Source organism: Pseudomonas syringae KCTC 12500, from assembly GCF_000507185.2.
GTDB classification, from domain to species: domain Bacteria; phylum Pseudomonadota; class Gammaproteobacteria; order Pseudomonadales; family Pseudomonadaceae; genus Aquipseudomonas; species Aquipseudomonas syringae.
The window spans coordinates 1621666-1642197 of record NZ_AYTM02000002.1 but is presented as its reverse complement, the minus strand read 5'-3'; the positions used below and the strand labels follow the sequence as shown (position 1 = coordinate 1642197).

The following is a 20532-nucleotide window of genomic DNA, read 5'->3' as shown; positions in this document are numbered from 1 at the left end:
CGAACGCCGTGCTGCGCAGGCGGGCGAACGCCTTCGGCAGCTCCCGATAATTCCGGCACTGGGGGTTTTGCATAGTTCAGTCGAGAAGACTGAGCGTACTGCCCTGACGCGTTTTTTCTGAAACATTGCCTCATCGTATTTGCATGCCAAAACCGAACTTGCCGCGCATACGGGAATCAGTTCATTGGGGTCGGGGCTTGCCTTGCCCTGTCCATGGTTTGACTTGCCCATTGAAGGAGAGAACTGCGTGGCGTCTCAGCTGAAAATCTTGATCCTTTCGGGTCTGCTGTTATTCGCAGGCAGTTTCAATCTCCAGGCGGCCGATGTACCTGCATTACCGATGGGCGCCGCGGTGCCGGCAGACGACAAGGCTGCTGAAAAGGTTGACCCCAAAGCCGACCCCAAGGCCGCTGACAAACCCGCCGCGAAAGCGGATGACAAGGCGGCGGACAAGGACAAGGCCGATGCGAAACCCGCCGATGGCGCAGAGCCTGCGGCCGAGACTCCTGAGTTGCTGGTGCAGGGTGGGTTGCTCGGTGCCATCAGTACCAGCATCGATGACGTCCAGGAAAAGCTCAATCTGGATGACAACCTGTTCGAAGCCTGGCAACTGCGCGCCGATCGCGCCGCCGACGAGCTGGAAACGCTGGTCAACAAACGCACCACACGCTCCCCATGGAGTGTCGCCGGGGACTTCCTCGCCCTGTCTTTTGTCTGGATCGCATCGTTTGCGGTTCTGACCACGCTGGGTCGTTTTCTGGCCGTACGCTTGTGCCGCACACCGTTCATGCGGGTGCGTGCCCGCAGTCAGGCGCTGCTCAAATACGTATTGCCGTTTACCCTGCCAGCCATCGTCTGCCTGCCGTTGACCCTTTACGTCAGCCACTTCATGCCGTCTTCGGTAGGCCGTGCGCTGGCGCTGTGTTTCGCGTATGCAACCAGCAGCGGCATCGTTTCGACCTCGGTACTGCTCTGCGTGATCGTGATGTTCAACTTCGGGCACAAGCGTGCCGGCGTGCGCATGATCCGCCGCTACGCGCCGAGGCCCCTGTTCGTGGTCGGCTTCCTGGCGGCGCTGAGCGATGCGTTGACCAGTCCGCAGATCGCCCGTCAACTCGGCAGTAACGTCACCACCAGTGTTGCGGTGTTTACCGGGCTGTTCGCCTCGGTGGTGTTCTGCATGCTGATCATCAAGGTGCGTCGCCCGGTGGCCCACCTGATTCGTAACCGCTCCTTGAGCAGTCGTCTGCAGCGGCCCGCGCTGCAACAATCGTTGAAGATATTCTCCAAACTGTGGCACCTGCCGATCCTGTTGATGATTCTGGTCTCGGCGATCAACCTGATTGGCGCTGGCGAGGACAGTCAGCAAGCGCTGCGGTGTGCGTTGTTCACCACCATTCTGCTGATTGCCACGGTGTTCCTCAGCACCGTGTTCCAGCACCTGTTCAAACCGACCGAGACCCTGGGCCGCGGCGGGCATGTGTACAAGGCGCGTCTGTTGAGCCTTGTGTACGCGGTGTTGCGTATCGCGCTGGCCATCGGGTTCATCGAGATACTGGGGCGGATCTGGGGCTTCTCGATGTTCGAGTTTGCCCAACGCAATACCCTGGGCCGAGTGATCAGTGATTCGCTGAGCAGCATCGGTCTGATCTTCGTCGTCACCTGGCTGTTGTGGGTAGTGCTTGACACTGCCATTCAGGAAGCCCTGAAACCGCCGGTCAATCATCGCAGCGGACGCCAGCCGAGCACGCGGATCAAAACCATTCTGCCGCTGCTGCGTAACGCGGTGAAAATCATTCTGGTGGTGATTTGCGCGATCACCACCATGGCCAACCTGGGCATCAACGTGGCACCACTGCTGGCGGGTGCCGGTGTGGTCGGTCTGGCCATCGGTTTCGGTTCGCAGCAACTGGTGCAGGACGTGATCACCGGCCTGTTCATCATCATCGAGGACACCTTTTCGGTGGGCGACTGGGTGGTGCTCAGTACCGGGCATTCCGGCTCGGTGGAAAGCCTGACCATTCGTACCGTGCGCCTGCGTGACGGCAAGGGGTTCGTCCACTCGGTGCCGTTCGGGCAGATCAAGGCGGTCACCAACCAGTCGCGGCAATTCGCGTACGCGTTCTTCTCGGTGCAGTTCACTTATGATTCGGACATCGATGACGCGCTGGCGTTGATCCGCGAGACAGGCCAGTCGATCAGCGAAGACATCCTGCTCAAGCACAACCTGCAGGGGCCGCTGGAGGTCTTCGGCGTCGACCGCATGGACCTCAACGGCGTGGTGCTGACCGCGCAATTTCGTACCTCTTCGGGCGGTCAGTACGCGGTGGGGCGCGCGTTCAACGAGCGTCTCAAGCGCCTTGTGGACAAGAACCCGAACGTGCGTTTTGCGCAGACTTATCCACAGATGGTCATGGGGCCGGGCTTCAATAACCCGCAGGCTGGCGTCGAAGCCGAAGGGCCGCCCGCGCCCTCGGACCCTGCCATGGCGACACCTTCTGCGCCCGCGCCGGCGCCGCTCAGTCTGTCCAAGGGCAACAGCACGCCCGGCCCGGCAGCTCAGTAACTCAACCGACGCACAGGGACGCTGCAACGCTTTGTCGCGGCGTCATTAGCCCGCCAGGCTGCGCAACTGTTGGGGGTTGGCAGGCAACGTGTTATGTTTGCAGGCGTTTTTCAATTGTTCGTTTGATTATCTGATACCGAGCCTGCTGACTCTATGCGAATGCGCCTTATGCTGTTGGGCGGCGGGAATGCCCTCGGGCAGGCGCTGATTCGTCTGGGTGCAGAGGAAGACATTGGCTTCCTCGCACCACGTCCACCGCAAGACGGCTGGGATGTGGCGAGCCTCACGCAACTGCTTGATGACACCCGTCCCGATGCCCTGATCAACCTTGCTTACTACTTCGACTGGTTTCAGGCGGAGACCGTGAGTGAAGCGCGCCTGACCCATCAGGAGCGCTCTGTCGAGCGTCTTGCCGAACTGTGTCAGCACCACAACATCACGCTGGTTCAGCCGTCCAGCTATCGTGTATTCGATGGTTCCCGCGCGACGGCCTACAGCGAAAAAGACGATCCTGTACCCCTGGGCCTGCGCGGTCAGGCCCTGTGGCGTATCGAACAGAGCGTTCGGGCGACCTGCCCGCAACATGTGCTGGTGCGTTTCGGCTGGCTGCTGGATGACAGCACCGATGGCGTGCTGGGCCGCTTTCTCTCGCGTGCGAAGGAACCCGGAGAGCTGCTGCTCGCCGACGATCGCCGCGGCAACCCGACGCCGGTCGATGATGCGGCACGGGTGATCATTTCGGTCATCAAGCAACTCGACTGCGAAGCGCCGCTGTGGGGCACCTACCACTACGCCGGACACGAGGCGACCACGCCACTGGCGCTGGGGCAGGCAGTGCTCACCGAAGCGCGTCTGCTGCACGCGCTGGCCATCGAATCGCCCACTGCGCAGGCTCATGCCGCGCGTCCCGATGCAGCCGAAGAACCGCAGCACGCGGTACTGGCCTGCAAGAAAATTCTCCACACTTTCGGCATCAAGCCCCGCGCCTGGCGGGCCGGCCTGCCAAGCCTGCTGGATCGGTATTATCGACATGTCTGACGCTCCTGTTCTGATCACTGGAGGTGCGGGTTTCATTGGCTCGCACCTGACCGACGCATTGCTTGCCAGCGGGCAGGCCGTGCGTATCCTCGACAACCTCTCGGCAGGCAAGCGCAGCAACTTGCCGCTCGATAACCCGCGGGTCGAACTGATCGAAGGGGACGTGGCCGATGCCGACCTGGTCAAGCGCGTGGCGCAGGGCTGCAAGGCCGTCGTGCACCTGGCGGCAGTGGCCTCGGTGCAAGCGTCGGTCGATGACCCGGTGCGTACTCACCAGAGCAACTTCATCGGCACGTTGAATATCTGCGAGGCCATGCGCGAAGCGGGCATCAAACGGGTGATCTTCGCTTCCAGCGCGGCGGTGTACGGCAACAACGGTGAGGGCGAAGCGCTCACCGAGGACACCACCAAGGCACCGCTGACCCCTTACGCCTCGGACAAGCTGGCCAGCGAGTATTACCTGGATTTCTACCGTCGCCAGCATGGCCTGGAACCGGTGATCTTTCGCTTCTTCAACATTTTCGGGCCACGCCAGGACCCATCGTCGCCGTACTCCGGTGTGATCAGCATCTTTGCCGAGCGCATCCGAAAAGGCCTGCCGATCAGCGTGTTTGGCGATGGCGAGCAGACGCGGGATTTCTACTATGTCGGGGATCTGCTCAAGCTGCTGCTGCAGGCCTTGTCACGGGAAGGCGCCATCGAAGGCGCGATAAACGTCGGCCTGAACAAGACCACGTCGCTCAACGAACTGCTGGCTGCGCTTGCGCAGGTTGTCGGCAAGCAGCCGGAAGTCACTTATCAGGCACCACGCTCGGGTGACATCAAACACTCCCGCGCCAGCAACCAGCGCCTGTTGGAACACTTCACCCTCGACGAGCCAACGCCACTGGTGCGCGGGCTTGAGTTGTTGATGGGGCAGTGAGCCCTACATCGAATGTAACTGCCTATTCGCGAACAAGTTCGCTCCTACAAAAGCCTGTGAGCACCTGTAGGAGCGAACTTGTTCGCGAAGGCGCTATTGCAGACGCAGAAATTACATCGAATGTAACTACCTATTCGCGAACAAGTTCGCTCCTACAAAAGCCTGTGAGCACCTGTAGAAGCGAACTTGTTCGCGAAGACGCTATTGCAGGCGCAGAAAGTACATCGAGTGTAACTACCTATTCGCGAACAAGTTCGCTCCTACAAAAGCCTGTGAGCACCTGTAGGAGCGAACTTGTTCGCGAAGACGCTATTGCAGGCGCAGAAAGTACATCGAATGTAACTGCCTATTCGCGAACAAGTTCGCTCCTACAAAAGCCTGTGAGCACCTGTAGGAGCGAACTTGTTCGCGAAGCCGCTATTGCAGACGCAGAAATTACATCGAATGTAACTGCCTATTCGCGAACAAGTTCGCTCCTGCAAAAGCCTGTGAGCACCTGTAGGAGCGAACTTGTTCGCGAAGCCGCTATTGCAGACGCAGAAATTACATCGAATGTAACTGCCTATTCGCGAACAAGTTCGCTCCTGCAAAAGCCTGTGAGCACCTGTAGGAGCGAACTTGTTCGCGAAGCCGATATTGCAGACGCAGAAATTACATCGAGTGTAACTGCCTATTCGCGAACAAGTTCGCTCCTGCAAAAGCCTGTGAGCACCCGTAGGAGCGAACTTGTTCGCGAAGCCGCTATTGCAGACGCAGAAATTACATCGAATGTAACTACTTATTCGCGAACAAGTTCGCTCCTACAAAAGCCTGTGAGCACCTGTAGGAGCGAACTTGTTCGCGAAGCCGCTATTGCAGACGCAGAAATTACATCGAGTGTAACTGCCTATTCGCGAACAAGTTCGCTCCTGCAAAAGCCTGTGAGCACCTGTAGGAGCGAACTTGTTCGCGAAGACGATATTGCAGGCGCAGAAAGTGCATCGAATGTAACTGCCTTCGGACCAGCCCGCTCCTGCAAAAAGCGCGGCATTACTTCGTCATGGAGTTGGTACGAGATCATCAGGTCTACAAAACACAAAGGCACCCAATAAGGGTGCCTTTGTGTTTGTGGCGCTTGAGACGTTCAGGTCAGAACTTGTAACCCACGCCCACCATGTACACCCACGGGTCGATGTCCACGTCGACCTTGGTCTTGCCGACGGCCAGGGCTGACGGGCCGTCCACGGTTGCTTTGGTGTCGATGTCGACGTACCAGACCGAGGCGTTGAGCAGTACGTTGTCGGTGATCATGTAATCCATGCCCAACTGCCCGGCCAGGCCGACCGAGTCCTTGAGCTTGAGGTTGCTGAAACCCTGATTCTTACGGTTGCCGGTCAGGTCGGTATCGAAGAACGTGGTGTAGTTGATGCCCACGCCAGCGTACGGCTGGAATTTCGACGACGGTTCCATCGGGTAGTACTGCAACGACAGCGTCGGCGGCAGTTGTTTGATATCGGCCAGCTTGCCATCCAGGCCAGGCCCGAGGCCTTTGACCGATACGGTGTGGTTGAACGGTGTGGCGGCCAGCAGCTCGACGCCGACGTGCTGGGTCAGCATGTAGGCGAAGGTCAGGCCCAGCTGGTTTTCGCCGTCGACAGTCGCTTTGGTGCCGGAAACCTTGGCACCGTCGAGGCGCACTTCGCCGCTGTCTTCATTGGGCTGGACGTGCGCGACACCGGCGCGAACGATGAAGTCGCCGGACTGGTAGGCGTGTGCCGCGACCGGGGCGGTGAGGGTAAGCGCGACAAGGGACGCGCGTAGCAGATGCTTGTGCATGGAGGCTCCAGAGATCAGTCAAAATTTATGGGCGTAATGTTAAAGCGCTGTCGAGCGGCGACTTTGACTCAGCTCAATGAAATCGCTGGGAACCTCGTGATCCTTATGAATCCGGCAACTCGTAGACAAGAATCTTGTCTGCCTGCATCTGATAACCCGCTTCTGCCAGTTCGCTGGAAGACGACTTGGCCTGCATCGGTCCTTCGATCCAGTACGGCTGATACAGCTCATCGACCTTCACACCCAGCTCGCTCGTGACATGCACGATCTGGTTCGCCGGTGGTGGCGGCACATGAATGCAGGCGCCGAAATACGGCACCAGCAAAAACTCCGTCACCCGGCCTTCCTCACTGACCTCGAGCGGCACGATGTAGCCCGGTAAGCGCACCAGTTTGCCGTCCAGTGCCTTGACCACTGGCGCATGCGGTGCCAGTTGGTGGGCCGCAGGCGCTGCCTCCATGGCCAGTGCATCGGACAGCTTGGACATATCGTGCAGCGGAGCCGTTACCGGCTTCACCACAGGTGCATCGGGTGGAATCATGTCATTCCAGGTCAGCTCACGCGGCTCGGCGGCCCACACTTGAGTGGTAACCGAGAACAGCAGAGTGAGTAGCATGCGCCGCATCATGAAGGTCCTCATAAACGAATCGACAGTCCATCGGCCAGTGACTGCCTGTAGGCTCGCCAGGCTGGCACGGTTCCCATCAACAGCGCGCAGCCGAGAATGGCACCGAGTAATGTCCATTCATATTGGCCAGGTGGCATAGACGACAGGTACAGACCGTAGTTGTCGAGCACGTAGTCGCGGGCCACGAAGATGCCGATATAGAGCAGCGCAAGGCCGCTGATGACACCCGCCAGCGCCAGGGCGAAGGCTTCGAGTATAAGCAGACTTGCGATATGCCAGGGGCGCGCGCCGACCGAGCGCAGGATGGCCATTTCCCGGCGCCGTTCATTGAGGCTGGTGAGAATCGCAGTCAGCATGCCGATCAGTCCGGTCAGCACCACGAACAGCGAAATCACGAACAGCGCCTTTTCAGCCGTACCCATCAGGCTCCACAGCTCCTGCAGTGCCACGCCGGGCAGAATCGCCAGCATGGGCTCGCCACGGTATTCGTTGATCTCGCGTTGCAGGCTGAAGGTGGAAATCTTGCTGTTCAAGCCCAGCATGAAGGCAGTGATCGCCGTCGGCGTCAGGTCCATATTGCGCGCCTGATCGGCTGAGATGCGCTCGTTGCCGCGTGCCGGGGCGCCGTTGTGCCAGTCGATATGAATGGCTTCCATGCCGCCCAGGCTGATATGCAGCGTGCGGTCCACCGGCGTGCCGGTCGGCTTGAGGATGCCGACCACAGTGAATGGCTTGTCGTCATGCTTGACCAGGCTGATCGCGGCGACACCGTGCGCCAGTACCAGCTTGTCGCCCAGCTTGTAATGCAACGCCTTGGCGACCTCCGAACCCAGCACCACTTCAAAGGGATCGGTCTTGAACTCGCGTCCTTCGGCTATTTCCAGGTGCTGTTGGCGACCGAACTGATAATGCTCGAAATACGCTTCATTGGTGCCCATCACCCGGTAGCCACGATGGGAGTCGCCCAGCGAAACCGGGATCGCCCACTTGACCTGCTTGCTGTTGGCGAAGTGCTCGAAGCTGTCCCAGCGAATGTTGTTGGTGGCATTGCCGATGCGGAACACCGAGTACAGCAACAGGTTGATCGAGCCGGAGCGCGCACCGACGATCAGGTCTGTGCCGCTGATGGTGCTGGCGAAGCTGGAGCGCGCTTCGGTGCGGACCCGCTCGACGGCCAGCAACAGGCAAACCGACAGCGCAATGGCGAAGGCAGTGAGAAACGCGGTGAAACGGCGATTGGCCAGGCTGGCCATGGCCAGACGAAACAGATACATCTCAAATCTCCACGGCGACGGCGGCGCGATTCAGGTCGCTCAGCGACAGATTGCGATCAAACAGCGGTGCCAGGCTCTGGTCATGACTGACAAACAGCAGGCTGGCCCCGGCCTCGCGGCACTCGGCGAACAACAGGCGAATGAACGCCTCGCGCGAATCCGCGTCCAGCGCAGACGTAGGCTCATCGGCAATCACCAGCTCCGGTTGACCGATCAGCGCCCGGGCGGCAGCGACTCGCTGTTGTTGGCCGATGGACAGCGAGTCGGCGCGGCGTGTCAGCATCGCCGGGTCTTTCAAACCCAGGTGGGCGAGCAGGGTAGTGGTGGCTTTCTCGACGCTGCCGTGGCGTTGCCTGGCACGCTCGGCGCGGACCTTTGAAAAGTGACAGGGCAGTTCGATGTTTTCTCGCACCGACAAAAACGGCAGCAGGTTGAACTGCTGGAAGATGTAGCCAGTGTGATCGACGCGAAAGCGATCACGAGCGGCCGAAGAGAGGGCCGACAGTTCCTGGTTCAACAGGCGAATGCTGCCGCTGACCGGTTTTTGTACACCGCCCAGCAGGCCCAGCAGCGTGGTTTTACCGCTGCCACTCGGGCCTTTGAGGAACAGGGTTTCGCCGCTTTGCAGGCGGAACTCGGGGATGTCCAGCAGTTGCGGATGGCCGGGCCAGTTGAAGCGCAGGTCCGACAGTTCGATCAGTGCTTGGGTCATAGGCTGACTCACGCTCGGTTGGAAATTAAAAGACCGGGCCAGGCCCGGTCGTTGTACTGCAGGGTGCTATCAGAATTTCAGCGTCGGGTTGGCTGCGATCACTTCTGCGCCTGACTGGCCGCCTGGCGAAATCAGTTGTACCTGAAGCTTCTTGGTGTCGGGAAAGGTTATGAAGATTTGCGACAGGTCGAGCTTCTTCAGAATGGCCGGTGCGTCACAGACGAACTTGTAGTGGCCATGGATTTCACTGTGCTCGTGATGATCGGCATCGCCAGCATCGGCGTGCTCGTCGTGATCGTCATCCTTGTCACCAAACAGCGGGCTTTCCAGCTTCACCGAAGTGGCCGAGCAATTGGCGGCATCGGCAATGCTGAACAACGCGTTGGGCTTGAGCAGCAATTCGCGCGCCTTGGCAACTTTGGCCTTGTCTTCATCCGAGGTCGCAACGTGTTCGAAGCCGACGATGTTCATGGCCGGGCTGTCGAATTCGAATTCCAGCGTCTTGCCTTCAAGCACCACATCCAGACGTCCGACGCCGTGCTCGTGCGCACCCAGACTGCCATGTTCATCGCCATGATCGTGGTCGTGTTCTTCAGCCGCGTGCGCAGCAACGAGTGGCAACAGGGCAAAAGGCAGGGCGAGTAGCAGACGGCGCATAGCGGGCTCCAGAACAATAATCGAGAAAAACTGTTATGTGATCTTATAACAAGTGACGGCCTGCGTGGACGTGTTTTTATCCAGACGCCTGTTGACCGGGCTGCAGCAAAGCGCTATTGACGGTCTTGTCGAGCATACCCGGTCCGGTGCTTATGCCTAAGTAGTCTCACACTTCGCGTCATCAAGTCCTACTCTGGAAGATGAAAATCGCTACACCTGCGCCGGATGCGCAGGAAGGTTTTCATCGCCAGTCAGGGCCTGCGCTCGACCTGGGCCGAGTGCGACATCAGGGAAGATACTCATGAACAAGCTCCATTCGAACAGAGAAGTCCTGCGTGCTGTGTACAAGGATATGACACGCATCACCGAATTCGCCGACGCTGACATCGTGCTGCACAAGGCGGATCAAGGCGCTGGCGGTGGCTTGTCCATAGCCATCGGCAGGGAGGCAGTGCTTTCCCACCAGATCAATCTGATCAGGCGTACCCATCAGACCCTGTACATGGATGTCCACGACATCATCGCCAATGATCACTTCGGCTCGGTGTTGGGCGAGATGCGCGCCAGTTGTGAGGGCCGGAAAATCATCATGCCGTTTTGCGACCTGTGGCGGTTTCGCGATGGCCGAATTATCGAGTGCTGGGAAAACGTCTATGACGTGCGGGCGCTTGGCAATTTCATCAACGGCAAGGAACCGGTCCTCAACCAGTGGCGTTACGGTTGATCATGGGAATGCGCGCCAGCCTGTGGGAGCATGTACGCCTGACTGTCAGCAGGTGCACATCATGTTGCGTATTCGTGGAACCGTAGGCCAGTGGCCGGTGGATTTGACCCTTGAACTGGACGAAGGAGACTGGGCGCAACTGGGCGCGCAGCTCAAGGGCGCGGCCCCGGAGGCACCTACCGCCGCTGCCGAGAACAAGCCGCTCAACCAGGACGACAGGCTCTGGCAAGTCGCTCAGGAATTGCTGCACAAGGCCGGGCAGATGAGTGGACCGGATCTGTTGGGGCAACTGGAAGGGTTGGCGGGCAGTACCGCTGCGGGCAAGCATCTGCTGGTGCGCTTGCGTCACTCGGCGAACGTGAAAGTCGAGAGCGGCGGAGATGCGCCGCTGTACAGCTGGGTCGAAGCGACGTGACCTGACCGCGCTCAGCAACAACAGGCACCCGAGCGGTGCCTGTTGCTTTGTACATTAGTACAGCGCGGCAAACAGCTTGCGACGGTACGCTGTTACCAGCGGGTGATCGTTGCCCAGCAGGTCGAATACTTGCAGCAGGGTCTTGTGCGGCAGGCCCTCGGCGTAATTGCGATTGCGGATGAACAGCTTGAGCAGGCCCTCGAGCGCAGCTTCGTACTGTTGACGCGACAACTGCTGAATCGCCAGTTGCAGTGCTGCTTCATCGTCCTGAGGATTTTGTGCAAGACGGCTTTTCAGTTCGGCAGCGTCCGGCAGGGTCGCGGCTTGCGCGAGGAACGTCAGCTGGGCCTTGGCACCGGCCAGTTCGGCCTTGTGTGCATCACCGGTGACCGCATCCAGCACGGCCTTGGCCTCGCTCAATTCGCCACGTTCAGCCAGGCAGCGCGCATACAGAATCAGCGCCGCGCCATTGGTGTTGTCCTCGCCCAACAGCACCTTGAGCTGTGCTTCGGCTTCGGCGAAACGACTTTCCGCAAACAGCGCCTGTGCCTGCTTGAGCGGGTCGGCGGCTGGCGGTGGCGGCATGACCACGTGCTGGTCGAGAATCTTGCGGATTTCCGACTCGGGCTGGGCACCGGCAAAGCCATCTACCGGCTGGCCGTCCTTGAACAGCACCACGGTCGGCAGGCTGCGAATGCCGAAGCGCGCTACGATGTCCTGCTCGATGTCGCAATTGACCTTGGCCAGCAGCAGCTCACCCTGATAACTCTCGGTGATTTGCTGCAGCAGGGGCATCAAGACCTTGCAGGGCGCACACCACTCGGCCCAGAAATCCACCAGCACCGGCTGGTCGAAGGACTTGTCGATCACCAGTTGATCGAAGTTCGCGGCGGTTGCGTCGAAGATGTAAGCAGTTTCCTGGCTCATTGCACGTCTCGAAGAATCTGAATGCTGCCAACTATAAAGCCCGCAGGGCAATGCTGAAAGCGGTGTCGTCTATTGGACATGATCGTGCCCACACTCATTGCTATTGATGCTGGCCGAAGGCCGTGGGAGCGAACCGGGCGACGCTTCGCTTGTTCGCGAAAGGGGTGGAAAGCTCTCTTGAAATTTATCGTTTGAACGACCGTCTTCGCGAACAAGTTCGCTCCTACAAAAGCCATTTAGCTGAGCAATCCCGGACTGTTATTTAGCGCTCACCGCGCCGCGTGATAGAGGCTCACGTCGCGAAATTCGTGCGGCTCGGCCAGGTCCGGCAGGGTGTGCGCATGGAGCATCGTCAGACGCTGGTAGGCAGCGTGCTTGAAGTCGCGCACGCGGGAATCGGCCACCAGTGCCTCGCGGCCTCGGGAGAGGAACTGGTCCAGCAACGGCAGGTTGGCGCGGTCGTAGAGCACGTCGGCGACCAGAATCAGATCGAAGCGGTCCGCCTCGGCAAAGAAATCCGTCGAGTAGCGCAACGGCACCTGATTGAGTTCGGCATTGGCCCGGCAGGCAGCGAGCGCCAGTGGGTCGAGATCACAGGCCACAACCTCAAGCGCCCCGGCCCTGAGCGCGGCAATGCCTGCTACACCCGAGCCCGCACCGAAATCCAGTACCCGTTTGCCAGCCACCCAGTGCGGGTTTTCAGCCAGAAAACGTGCCAGAGCCAGGCCGCTGGCCCAGCAAAAGCACCAGTACGGTGGATCTTCCAGAATGCGCCGCGTTTCATCCGGGCTGAAGGCGCGGTCCATGTTGGCATCGTCGATCAGCCACAGCTTCAACTCTGTGCCCGGCAGCGCAGTGATGGTCAGCCGGGCGTCGCCAAGCAGTTCGCTCAGCGTGCGTTGCAGATGTTGCGGAGCGATCATGGCGCCTTGACGAACTGCAACTGCCCCAGAGCCTGAGTTGCCGGCTGATCGATACGCATCGACGGCAGGTGCAGGATCAACTGCCCGGATTTACTGGCGCGACCGCGCAGCTCGACACGTCCGCCGACCGGAAAGGCTTCCGGGTTGAAGCGCAACTGGAACGGCAATGATTGACCGTTGCCCTTGAGCAGGGTGTTGGTCAGCAGCTTCTGCGGACGTCCGCGCTCGTCGATGACCAGCATTGCCAGCTCGACCTCGGCGCCAGCCGGCACGCCCAGCAATTGCCCGCTGAGTTCACGTTGGTACGGTTGCAGTGGCCCCGGCCCGGCAGGCAGCTTGATCGAAGGTGCGACCGGTGGCGGCGCAGCGGGTTTCGGCGCGTCATTGCTGCTGCACGCGGCCAGCAAGCCGATGAAGCAGAGTAGAAAAGCTGGGCGTAACGTCATCAAGAGCTCCACAAGGCAAAATTCGAAAGGCTGGGTGACGCCAAGCGTGCAGTATTACCGAGCCCGGACAATTTCACACCGCTTTAATGCGCGTCTCTATACCGTAAACCCTCAGCCTTGTCTTGCCAGCAGGATGCGCTAACATGGCGCTCCTCATTCTTTTGTTGCCAGCCACCATGCACTGTCCCTTCTGCGGTGCCAATGACACCAAAGTCATCGACTCCCGCCTCGTCGCCGAAGGCGAGCAAGTACGCCGCCGACGCGAGTGCCTGGCCTGCGGCGAGCGCTTCACCACGTTCGAAACTGCCGAGCTGGTCTTGCCGCGTCTGATCAAACAGGACGGCAGCCGCCAGCCTTTCGATGAAGAAAAACTGCGCGCCGGTATGCAGCGCGCGCTTGAAAAGCGTCCGGTGAGTGTCGAACGCCTGGAAGCGGCCCTGGTTCACATCAAACACAAGCTGCGCGCGACCGGCGAACGCGAAGTCAAATCGCTGGTAGTGGGTGAGCTGGTCATGACCGAACTGCAGAAGCTCGACGAAGTGGCCTACATCCGCTTCGCTTCCGTGTACCGCCGCTTTCAGGACCTCAACGAATTCCGTGAAGAAATCGACCGTCTGGCCCGCGAGCCGGGCAAGGAATAAATGCATTGCTGACTGAACAGGCGGCTCTCGACGTTCATTACATGGCGCGAGCACTCGAGCTGGCGCGCAAGGGGCTCTACTCCACACATCCCAACCCGCGAGTCGGCTGCGTGATCGTGCGTGAAGGCCGGATCGTTGGCGAAGGCTGGCATGCGCGCGCCGGTGAGCCGCATGCCGAAGTGCATGCGTTGCGCCAGGCTGGCGAGCTGGCCAGAGGTGCGACCGCCTACGTCACCCTCGAACCGTGCAGTCACCAAGGGCGCACACCGCCCTGTGCCGATGCACTGATCGAAGCCGGGCTGACGCGGGTTGTCGCGGCGATGCAGGACCCTAACCCCGAAGTCTCTGGCCGTGGCCTGTTGCGCCTCATGAATGCCGGCATCGGCGTTCAATGTGGCGTGCTGGAAAGCGAAGCGCGAGCGCTGAACAAAGGTTTTCTTAAGCGCATGGAGACCGGCCTGCCTTACGTGCGGGTCAAAATGGCCATGAGCCTGGATGGCCGCACAGCGATGGCCAGCGGTGAAAGCCAGTGGATCACCGGCCCTGAGGCACGTTCTGCCGTGCAACGCCTGCGGGCGCAGTCGAGTGTGGTACTCAGCGGCGCCGATACGGTGCTGGCCGACAAGGCTCGTCTCACCGTTCGCCCTGATGAATTGGGGCTCGATGCCGAACTGACCGCGCTGGCCGCTGCACGTGCACCGTTGCGCGTGTTGATCGACGGCCGTTTACGCGTGCCGCTCGATGCACCGTTTTTCCAGGCAGGCAGTGCACTGGTCGTGACCTGCGCCGCTGCGTCGGCGCGAGGTCGTTATCAGGAAGAGGGCCACGAAATGCTCGCCTTGGCCGACAGCGCCGGTCATGTGGACCTGCGCCGGTTGATGGGCGAGCTCGCCGCGCGGGGCGTCAATGAAGTACTGGTCGAGGCCGGTCCGCGACTGGCGGGGGCTTTTGCCCGGCTCGGGCTGGTCGACGAGTTTCAGCTCTTCATTGCCGGCAAGTTTCTCGGCTCATCGGCCCGTCCGCTGCTCGATCTGCCCCTGGCGCAGATGAGCGAGGCATTTGAGCTGAACATTGTGGAAATGCGTGCTGTCGGTAATGACTGGCGAGTCATCGCTCTCCCTGTGCGCACACCCGGCGTATAATTCCCGGCTTTCGCCTTGCGCGCAGCCCTTGTTCTCCCGGAGGACCCATGTTTACCGGCATTATCGAATCCATTGGCAGCATCCGCGCCCTGACTCCCAAAGGCGGCGACGTCCGCGTTTATGTGGAAACCGGCAAGCTTGACCTGACCGACGTCAAACTCGGCGACAGCATTGCCGTCAATGGCGTATGCCTGACCGCCGTCGAATTGCCCGGTGATGGCTTCTGGGCTGATGTCAGCCGGGAAACCCTGACCGTCACCGCCTTTGTCGACCTGAAGAGCGGCAGCCGGGTCAACCTGGAAAAGGCCCTGACCCCGACTACACGTCTGGGTGGCCATCTGGTCAGCGGTCATGTCGACGGCGTCGGCGAAATCGTCGCCCGTGCAGATAACGCCCGCGCCATTCAGTTCACCGTGCGTGCGCCACGTGAGCTGGCCAAATACATTGCCCACAAAGGCTCGATCACGGTCGACGGCACCAGCCTGACCGTCAACTCGGTCAACGGCGCGGAGTTCGAACTGACCATCGTGCCTCATACCTGGAGCGAAACGATCATGGCCGACTACCAGCCCGGCCGTAAGGTCAACCTGGAGGTCGACCTGCTGGCGCGTTATCTGGAGCGCCTGCTGCTGGGTGACAAGGCCGCCGAGCCGGGCCACGGCACGATCACCGAAAGCTTCCTGGCCGAGAACGGCTACCTCAAATCCTGAATTGATTGAAGGGGGTGCCGCGTGGCGCTCAACAGTATCGAAGAACTGGTCGAAGACATTCGCCAGGGCAAGATGGTCATCCTCATGGATGACGAAGACCGCGAAAACGAAGGCGACCTGATCATGGCCGCCGAATGCGTGAAGCCCGAGCACATCAACTTCATGGCGCGTTTCGCCCGTGGTCTGATCTGCATGCCGATGACTCGCGAGCGCTGCGAAACCCTCAAGCTGCCGCTGATGGCCGCGCGCAACGGTTCAGGTTTCGGCACCAAGTTCACCGTTTCCATCGAAGCCGCCGAAGGCGTGACCACCGGTATCTCGGCAGCCGACCGCGCACGTACTGTGCAGGCTGCCGCTGCCAAGGACGCCAAGGCCGAAGACATCGTCAGCCCGGGCCATATCTTCCCGCTCATGGCTCAGGCGGGTGGCACCCTGGCACGCGCCGGTCATACCGAAGCGGCCTGCGACCTGGCGCGCATGGCCGGTTTCGAGGCGACGGGCCTGATCTGCGAAGTCATGAACGACGACGGCACCATGTCCCGTCGCGCCGAACTCGAAGCATTTGCCCAGCAACATGACATCAAGATCGGCACCATCGCCGACCTGATTCACTACAGGATGATCCACGAACGTACCGTTCAGCGGATTGCCGAGCAGCCGATGGACAGCGAACTGGGCAGTTTCAACCTGGTGACCTACCGCGATTCGGTCGAGGGCGACGTGCATCTGGCGCTGACTCTGGGCACCATCTGCGCCGAAGAGCCCACGCTGGTTCGCGTGCACAACATGGACCCGCTGCGTGACCTGCTGATGGTCAACCAGCCCGGCCGATGGAGCCTGCGCGCCGCCATGCGCGCGGTTAACGAGGCGGGCAGCGGCGTGGTGCTGCTGCTCGGCCACCCGCTGGATGGCGATGTCTTGCTGGCTCATATTCGCGAAACTGCCGGTCAGCAACCGATCAAGACACCGACCACTTACAGCACGGTCGGTGCCGGTTCACAGATCCTTCGTGACCTCGGCGTGCGCAAAATGCGCCTGATGAGTTCGCCGATGAAGTTCAATGCGATATCCGGTTTCGATCTGGAAGTTGTAGAATACGTGCCCTCCGAATAAATACCGGCAGGTCGGGGCGTGTGAAAGATGGTTTTTCGCAGGTTTTGGCCTGACAGGCATGATTCGTGGCCTAATATCCCTCAAAGTCCGCCCCAAGGCGGGCTTGCTCTTTAATACGAGACTCACCGAATGACCTTGAAGACCATCGAAGGTACCTTCATCGCCCCCCAAGGCCGCTATGCCTTGGTAGTTGGCCGTTTCAACAGCTTCGTCGTGGAAAGCCTGGTTAGCGGTGCCGTTGATGCGCTGATACGCCATGGCGTGAGCGAAAGCGACATCACCATCATCCGTGCCCCGGGTGCGTTCGAGATTCCACTGGTTGTGCAGAAAGTTGCCCAACGCAGCGAGTTCGCGGCCATCGTCGCGCTGGGTGCAGTGATCCGTGGCGGTACTCCACACTTTGAATACGTGGCAGGCGAGTGCGTCAAGGGCTTGTCTCAGGTGTCCATGGAATTCGGCGTGCCGGTCGCTTTCGGCGTGTTGACCGTCGACTCCATTGAACAGGCCATCGAGCGTTCCGGCACCAAGGCCGGCAACAAAGGCGCTGAAGCCGCTCTGTCCGCTATCGAAATGGTCAGTCTGCTGTCGCAGCTGGAGGCCAAGTGATTTCCGACGATACCGACCAGTTCAACCCGCGCGACGCCAAATCGCCGGAAGCCGCCAAGGGCAAAAGCGCCAAGCGTCGTGAAGCACGTCAGATGGCAACCCAGGCCCTGTATCAGTGGCACATGGCCGGCCATTCGTTGAACGAGATCGAAGCGCAGTTCCGTGTCGACAACGATTTCAGCAACGTCGACGGCACCTACTTCCATGAGCTGCTGCACGGCGTGGCAACCAACAAGACCGAGATCGACACCGCGCTCTCGCCTTGCCTTGACCTGACCATCGAAGAGCTCGACCCGGTTGAACTGGCCGTGCTGCGGCTGTCCACCTTCGAACTGCTCAAGCGCATCGATGTGCCTTATCGCGTAGTGATCAACGAAGGCATCGAGCTGGCGAAAGTCTACGGCTCCACTGACGGCCACAAGTTCGTCAATGGCGTGCTGGACAAGCTGGCGCCGCGCCTGCGTGAAGTCGAAGTGAAGGCCCACAAGCGCTGATTCGCGCCTGACCTTCATGGGAGAGTTCGAGCTGATCCGCAATTACTTCGCCGCCGCGCCCTGTGCGCAGGTGGGCGAGGAAGTTGCCCTGGGGATCGGCGACGACTGCGCGCTGCTGGCGTTAGCGCCCGGTGAGCAGTTGGCGATCTCGACCGACACCCTGGTTGCCGGGGTACATTTTCCTGATGCCTGCGACCCCTTTCTGCTTGGCCAGCGTGCGCTGGCGGTGTCTGCCAGTGACCTGGCGGCCATGGGCGCCCGGCCTGTCGCGTTCACCCTTGCCCTGACCCTGCCGCAGGTCGATGCCGCCTGGCTGCAGACCTTCGCTCGCGGCCTTGACCAGATGGCGCAAGGCTGTTCGCTGCGTCTGATCGGTGGTGATACCACGCGCGGTCCCTTGAGCCTGACCCTGACAGTGTTCGGCGCTGTGCCGGCCGGATCAGCCCTGACCCGCGCGGGTGCTCAGGCGGGTGACCTGTTGTGTGTCGGCGGCATGCTGGGTGATGGCGCAGGTGCGTTACCGCTGGTATTGAAGCAGCGCAGCGCCGAGCCCTCGATCGCCGAAGCATTGCTGGCCCGCTACTGGTCGCCGCAACCGCAACTGGCGCTTGGGCAGGCCTTGCTCGGCAGGGCGACGTCGGCGCTGGACATCTCCGATGGGCTGCTGGCCGACTGCGGACACATCGCTCGCGCGTCGGGTGTTCGTCTGGTGGTTGAGCGGGACCGGCTGCCGATGTCTGACCAGTTGCTGACCTTGTTCGATCTGCCTTCTGCCCGACAGGCCGCGCTCAGCGGTGGCGACGATTACATCCTGGCCTTCACACTGCCTTCCGAACACTTGCCGACTTTGCTGAAAGAAGGCTGGCCGGTGCATGTGATTGGCCGGGTAGAGCAGGGGCAAGGCGTCATTCTTGTTGACGACACAGGTCAAGACGTCACGCCTGACACGCGTGGCTACCAGCATTTTGGCGGTGAGCAGTGAGCCGATGAGCGCTTCTATCTATCGAACTTTATGATCTAAATGCCCGAGAATTCACCCTGAGCGTCTGCAGGAACCTGCTGTTACAATGCAAATCTTGCGAATTTCCAGTCTTCATACTGATCAGGAGCACACGGTGCCCGTCGTCTTTGTCGCCGCTTCCAAACTGCCCACTCCCTTTGCAGAGTTTGCCATGCACGGCTTTATCGAGTCGGCAACCGGCCGTGAACACGTCGTCCTGAGTCTGGGCGATGTGGCGGACGGTGAGCCGGTTCTGGGTCGCGTACATTCCGAATGCCTGACGGGCGACGCCCTGTTCAGTCAGCGTTGCGATTGCGGTTCTCAACTGGAAGCCGCCCTGCGCGCCATTGCCACCGAAGGGCGGGGCGTACTGTTGTACTTGCGCCAGGAAGGGCGCGGTATCGGTCTGATGAACAAGATCCGCGCCTATGAGCTGCAGGATGGTGGTGCCGATACGGTTGAAGCCAACGAGCGGCTGGGCTTTGCTGCCGATCAGCGTGACTACGCGATCTGCCTGCCGATGCTTCAGCATCTGGGCGTGCAGTCGTTGCGGCTGATGACCAACAACCCGCGCAAGGTGAAGGCCTTGACCGACATGGGCATCACGGTCGCCGAGCGCGTGCCGCTGCACACCGGACAAAACCCGCACAACCGCCTTTATCTGGCAACCAAGGCGGGCAAGCTGGGGCACATGATGGGCAACGAACATCAAAGCGAGGTCGGCCCCGCGTGACACGCAGCGAGGTTCGTCAAAAGCTGGAGATGCAATGGTGGCGTCAACTGGGTCTGACCCTGGCGCCATTGCTGGTGGTCTGTCTATTTTTCGGTGCCAGCGAGCCGCTCATTCCGGTGTTGGCGATCCCGCTGTTCATCGCCGGCATAGGCTCGATGTTCGTCAGCCTGAAACCCTTCGGCGCCTACAAGCGCGCGCTTGCGGTCACCCAGGCTGCACTCGATACACCCGAGGAGCCGGCAGCGTGGCTCAAGCTCGCGGCCATTCGCCGCCTGGCGTTCCTGGCCGCCGGGTTGCCCGCCTGGATCGCCGCCATCGCGGTTCTGTTCGGTCTGCATCCCTTGCCGGTCTGTCTGCTGGCGTTTGCCAGCGCAGTGCTGCTCTACCTGTACCGCATTCCTGCGCCTTCGCGCTGATCATCCCCAACTGACGCGGACACGATCAGCGCGAAACTCGATCAGGGATCAGGCTGCCAGCAACCACACACCCGCTGCCGCAGAGGCTGCACCGGCGATACGCACCAGCGGTGCTGCCGCCTGAGGCAACATGCGAACCACTGCATAACCCAGCGCGTGCAAGGCCGCAGTAGCTGCAACGAAACCTGCTGCATACGCCCACGGGCTGGACATTTCCGGCAGTTCAAGGCCATGCGCCACGCCGTGGAACAAGGCGAACAGGGCTGTTGCGGCGACCGCCAACGCCAGCGGCGGACGTACTGCCAATGCCACGGCCAGGCCCAGAGCCAGTACCGATGCTGCAATGCCGCTTTCCAGCGCAGGCAGGTTCAGACCTTCAAAGCCCAGCATGCCGCCGATCAGCATGGTGCCGACGAAGGTGCACGGCAGCGCCCAGCGTGCCGACCCTTGTTGCTGCGCAGCCCACAAGCCGACGGCAAGCATGGCCAGCAAATGATCCAGCCCACCGATCGGGTGGCTGATACCAGCGATCAGGCCGTTATCGCCATGACCGGGGTGAGCCAGCGCCAGAGTCGGCACCAGCAACAGCGCGAGGGCGCCAAGGGCTTTTTTGTAGTTCATCGACGGGTT

Annotated in this window: 23 protein-coding genes; 14 read left to right on the top strand and 9 right to left on the bottom strand. The window is 60.6% G+C overall.

What is annotated here, in order from left to right:
- Window positions 1-247 precede the first annotated feature (247 nt).
- The 3 genes from V476_RS07615 (at window position 248) to V476_RS07605 (ending at window position 4526) form a co-directional block, all read left to right on the top strand.
- Window positions 248-2566 carry a mechanosensitive ion channel family protein gene (locus V476_RS07615; RefSeq protein ID WP_024961302.1) on the top strand — a complete coding sequence of 773 codons (2319 nt, stop codon included), beginning with the start codon at window positions 248-250 and terminating at the stop codon, window positions 2564-2566.
- Between the two features lie 153 nt (window positions 2567-2719).
- Entirely contained in the window at window positions 2720-3604 is an 885-nt protein-coding gene (locus V476_RS07610; RefSeq protein WP_074955834.1) for a sugar nucleotide-binding protein, read from the top strand.
- Complete coding sequence (locus V476_RS07605; protein WP_024961301.1) at window positions 3597-4526, top strand: NAD-dependent epimerase/dehydratase family protein; 930 nt, start codon at window positions 3597-3599, stop codon at window positions 4524-4526. Before V476_RS07610 ends, V476_RS07605 begins: the two co-directional genes overlap by 8 nt.
- A gap of 1128 nt (window positions 4527-5654) precedes the next feature.
- Here the strand turns inward: V476_RS07605 and V476_RS07600 are convergent.
- From V476_RS07600 to V476_RS07580, 5 genes are all read right to left on the bottom strand, one after another.
- Window positions 5655-6341 carry an OmpW/AlkL family protein gene (locus V476_RS07600; protein ID WP_024960730.1) on the bottom strand — a complete coding sequence of 229 codons (687 nt, stop codon included), beginning with the start codon at window positions 6339-6341 and terminating at the stop codon, window positions 5655-5657.
- Window positions 6342-6444: 103 nt separating this feature from the next.
- Window positions 6445-6969: a DUF3299 domain-containing protein gene (locus V476_RS07595; protein WP_004412093.1), complete on the bottom strand. Its 525-nt coding sequence runs from the start codon at window positions 6967-6969 to the stop codon at window positions 6445-6447.
- A gap of 8 nt (window positions 6970-6977) precedes the next feature.
- Complete coding sequence (locus V476_RS07590) at window positions 6978-8243, bottom strand: ABC transporter permease (RefSeq protein WP_003391841.1); 1266 nt, start codon at window positions 8241-8243, stop codon at window positions 6978-6980.
- Window position 8244: 1 nt separating this feature from the next.
- On the bottom strand, window positions 8245-8955 hold the full coding sequence (locus tag V476_RS07585; protein WP_004415925.1) for an ABC transporter ATP-binding protein: 711 nt from the start codon (window positions 8953-8955) through the stop codon (window positions 8245-8247).
- A gap of 69 nt (window positions 8956-9024) precedes the next feature.
- On the bottom strand, window positions 9025-9612 hold the full coding sequence (locus tag V476_RS07580; protein ID WP_003317056.1) for a DUF2796 domain-containing protein: 588 nt from the start codon (window positions 9610-9612) through the stop codon (window positions 9025-9027).
- Between the two features lie 301 nt (window positions 9613-9913).
- Here V476_RS07580 and V476_RS07575 point away from each other — a divergent pair, with 301 nt between their 5' ends.
- Window positions 9914-10336, top strand: coding sequence for a nuclear transport factor 2 family protein (locus V476_RS07575; protein WP_003317055.1), 423 nt, complete (start codon window positions 9914-9916; stop codon window positions 10334-10336).
- A 61-nt stretch (window positions 10337-10397) separates the two neighbouring features.
- Window positions 10398-10751, top strand: coding sequence for a hypothetical protein (locus V476_RS07570; protein WP_024960729.1), 354 nt, complete (start codon window positions 10398-10400; stop codon window positions 10749-10751).
- Window positions 10752-10805: 54 nt separating this feature from the next.
- On the opposite strand, the gene trxA is transcribed toward V476_RS07570, so the two are convergent.
- From trxA to V476_RS07555, 3 genes are all read right to left on the bottom strand, one after another.
- On the bottom strand, window positions 10806-11678 hold the full coding sequence (gene trxA / locus V476_RS07565; protein WP_003349508.1) for a thioredoxin: 873 nt from the start codon (window positions 11676-11678) through the stop codon (window positions 10806-10808).
- Window positions 11679-11947: 269 nt separating this feature from the next.
- Window positions 11948-12601 carry a class I SAM-dependent methyltransferase gene (locus tag V476_RS07560; protein WP_003391846.1) on the bottom strand — a complete coding sequence of 218 codons (654 nt, stop codon included), beginning with the start codon at window positions 12599-12601 and terminating at the stop codon, window positions 11948-11950.
- On the bottom strand, window positions 12598-13047 hold the full coding sequence (locus tag V476_RS07555) for a hypothetical protein (protein ID WP_003317052.1): 450 nt from the start codon (window positions 13045-13047) through the stop codon (window positions 12598-12600). Before V476_RS07555 ends, V476_RS07560 begins: the two co-directional genes overlap by 4 nt.
- 176 nt (window positions 13048-13223) lie before the next feature.
- Between V476_RS07555 and nrdR the strand changes: the two genes are divergently transcribed.
- The 9 genes from nrdR (at window position 13224) to V476_RS07510 (ending at window position 19902) form a co-directional block, all read left to right on the top strand.
- Entirely contained in the window at window positions 13224-13688 is a 465-nt protein-coding gene (nrdR, locus tag V476_RS07550) for a transcriptional regulator NrdR (protein ID WP_003317051.1), read from the top strand.
- A 41-nt stretch (window positions 13689-13729) separates the two neighbouring features.
- Entirely contained in the window at window positions 13730-14830 is a 1101-nt protein-coding gene (gene ribD, locus V476_RS07545; RefSeq protein WP_161780167.1) for a bifunctional diaminohydroxyphosphoribosylaminopyrimidine deaminase/5-amino-6-(5-phosphoribosylamino)uracil reductase RibD, read from the top strand.
- 47 nt (window positions 14831-14877) lie between these two features.
- On the top strand, window positions 14878-15540 hold the full coding sequence (locus tag V476_RS07540) for a riboflavin synthase (protein ID WP_003317049.1): 663 nt from the start codon (window positions 14878-14880) through the stop codon (window positions 15538-15540).
- 21 nt (window positions 15541-15561) lie between these two features.
- The gene (ribBA, locus tag V476_RS07535) at window positions 15562-16653 is read left to right on the top strand and encodes a bifunctional 3,4-dihydroxy-2-butanone-4-phosphate synthase/GTP cyclohydrolase II (protein WP_003421165.1); all 1092 of its coding nucleotides are present in this window, start codon (window positions 15562-15564) and stop codon (window positions 16651-16653) included.
- Between the two features lie 129 nt (window positions 16654-16782).
- Window positions 16783-17259, top strand: coding sequence for a 6,7-dimethyl-8-ribityllumazine synthase (gene ribH / locus V476_RS07530; protein ID WP_024960727.1), 477 nt, complete (start codon window positions 16783-16785; stop codon window positions 17257-17259).
- The gene (nusB, locus tag V476_RS07525) at window positions 17256-17753 is read left to right on the top strand and encodes a transcription antitermination factor NusB (RefSeq protein ID WP_003317045.1); all 498 of its coding nucleotides are present in this window, start codon (window positions 17256-17258) and stop codon (window positions 17751-17753) included. The genes ribH and nusB overlap by 4 nt, the downstream gene beginning before the upstream one ends.
- A gap of 16 nt (window positions 17754-17769) precedes the next feature.
- A complete protein-coding gene (gene thiL, locus V476_RS07520) occupies window positions 17770-18735 on the top strand; it encodes a thiamine-phosphate kinase (protein ID WP_024960726.1) in 966 nt (321 codons plus the stop codon).
- Window positions 18736-18868: 133 nt separating this feature from the next.
- On the top strand, window positions 18869-19486 hold the full coding sequence (ribA, locus tag V476_RS07515; RefSeq protein ID WP_003317043.1) for a GTP cyclohydrolase II: 618 nt from the start codon (window positions 18869-18871) through the stop codon (window positions 19484-19486).
- On the top strand, window positions 19483-19902 hold the full coding sequence (locus V476_RS07510) for a hypothetical protein (protein ID WP_003317042.1): 420 nt from the start codon (window positions 19483-19485) through the stop codon (window positions 19900-19902). The genes ribA and V476_RS07510 overlap by 4 nt, the downstream gene beginning before the upstream one ends.
- Before the next feature lie 48 nt (window positions 19903-19950).
- Here V476_RS07510 and V476_RS07505 read toward each other — a convergent pair whose 3' ends face one another.
- On the bottom strand, window positions 19951-20523 hold the full coding sequence (locus V476_RS07505) for a HupE/UreJ family protein (protein ID WP_024693502.1): 573 nt from the start codon (window positions 20521-20523) through the stop codon (window positions 19951-19953).
- Between the last annotated feature and the right edge of the window lie 9 nt (window positions 20524-20532).

Bases quoted from the DNA above. Each gene is read 5' to 3' on its own strand.
- V476_RS07590 (WP_003391841.1), bottom strand. From the start codon at position 8,243: ATGTATCTGTTTCGTCTGGCCATGGCCAGCCTGGCCAATCGCCGTTTC.
- ribH (WP_024960727.1), top strand. From the start codon at position 16,783: ATGACCTTGAAGACCATCGAAGGTACCTTCATCGCCCCCCAAGGCCGC.
- V476_RS07575 (WP_003317055.1), top strand. From the start codon at position 9,914: ATGAACAAGCTCCATTCGAACAGAGAAGTCCTGCGTGCTGTGTACAAG.
- V476_RS07610 (WP_074955834.1), top strand. From the start codon at position 2,720: ATGCGAATGCGCCTTATGCTGTTGGGCGGCGGGAATGCCCTCGGGCAG.
- V476_RS07595 (WP_004412093.1), bottom strand. From the start codon at position 6,969: ATGATGCGGCGCATGCTACTCACTCTGCTGTTCTCGGTTACCACTCAA.
- V476_RS07555 (WP_003317052.1), bottom strand. From the start codon at position 13,047: ATGACGTTACGCCCAGCTTTTCTACTCTGCTTCATCGGCTTGCTGGCC.
- trxA (WP_003349508.1), bottom strand. From the start codon at position 11,678: ATGAGCCAGGAAACTGCTTACATCTTCGACGCAACCGCCGCGAACTTC.
- nrdR (WP_003317051.1), top strand. From the start codon at position 13,224: ATGCACTGTCCCTTCTGCGGTGCCAATGACACCAAAGTCATCGACTCC.
- V476_RS07540 (WP_003317049.1), top strand. From the start codon at position 14,878: ATGTTTACCGGCATTATCGAATCCATTGGCAGCATCCGCGCCCTGACT.
- V476_RS07585 (WP_004415925.1), bottom strand. From the start codon at position 8,955: ATGACCCAAGCACTGATCGAACTGTCGGACCTGCGCTTCAACTGGCCC.
- V476_RS07605 (WP_024961301.1), top strand. From the start codon at position 3,597: ATGTCTGACGCTCCTGTTCTGATCACTGGAGGTGCGGGTTTCATTGGC.
- V476_RS07560 (WP_003391846.1), bottom strand. From the start codon at position 12,601: ATGATCGCTCCGCAACATCTGCAACGCACGCTGAGCGAACTGCTTGGC.
- V476_RS07580 (WP_003317056.1), bottom strand. From the start codon at position 9,612: ATGCGCCGTCTGCTACTCGCCCTGCCTTTTGCCCTGTTGCCACTCGTT.
- V476_RS07505 (WP_024693502.1), bottom strand. From the start codon at position 20,523: ATGAACTACAAAAAAGCCCTTGGCGCCCTCGCGCTGTTGCTGGTGCCG.
- V476_RS07600 (WP_024960730.1), bottom strand. From the start codon at position 6,341: ATGCACAAGCATCTGCTACGCGCGTCCCTTGTCGCGCTTACCCTCACC.
- ribD (WP_161780167.1), top strand. From the start codon at position 13,730: ATGGCGCGAGCACTCGAGCTGGCGCGCAAGGGGCTCTACTCCACACAT.
- V476_RS07570 (WP_024960729.1), top strand. From the start codon at position 10,398: ATGTTGCGTATTCGTGGAACCGTAGGCCAGTGGCCGGTGGATTTGACC.
- thiL (WP_024960726.1), top strand. From the start codon at position 17,770: ATGGGAGAGTTCGAGCTGATCCGCAATTACTTCGCCGCCGCGCCCTGT.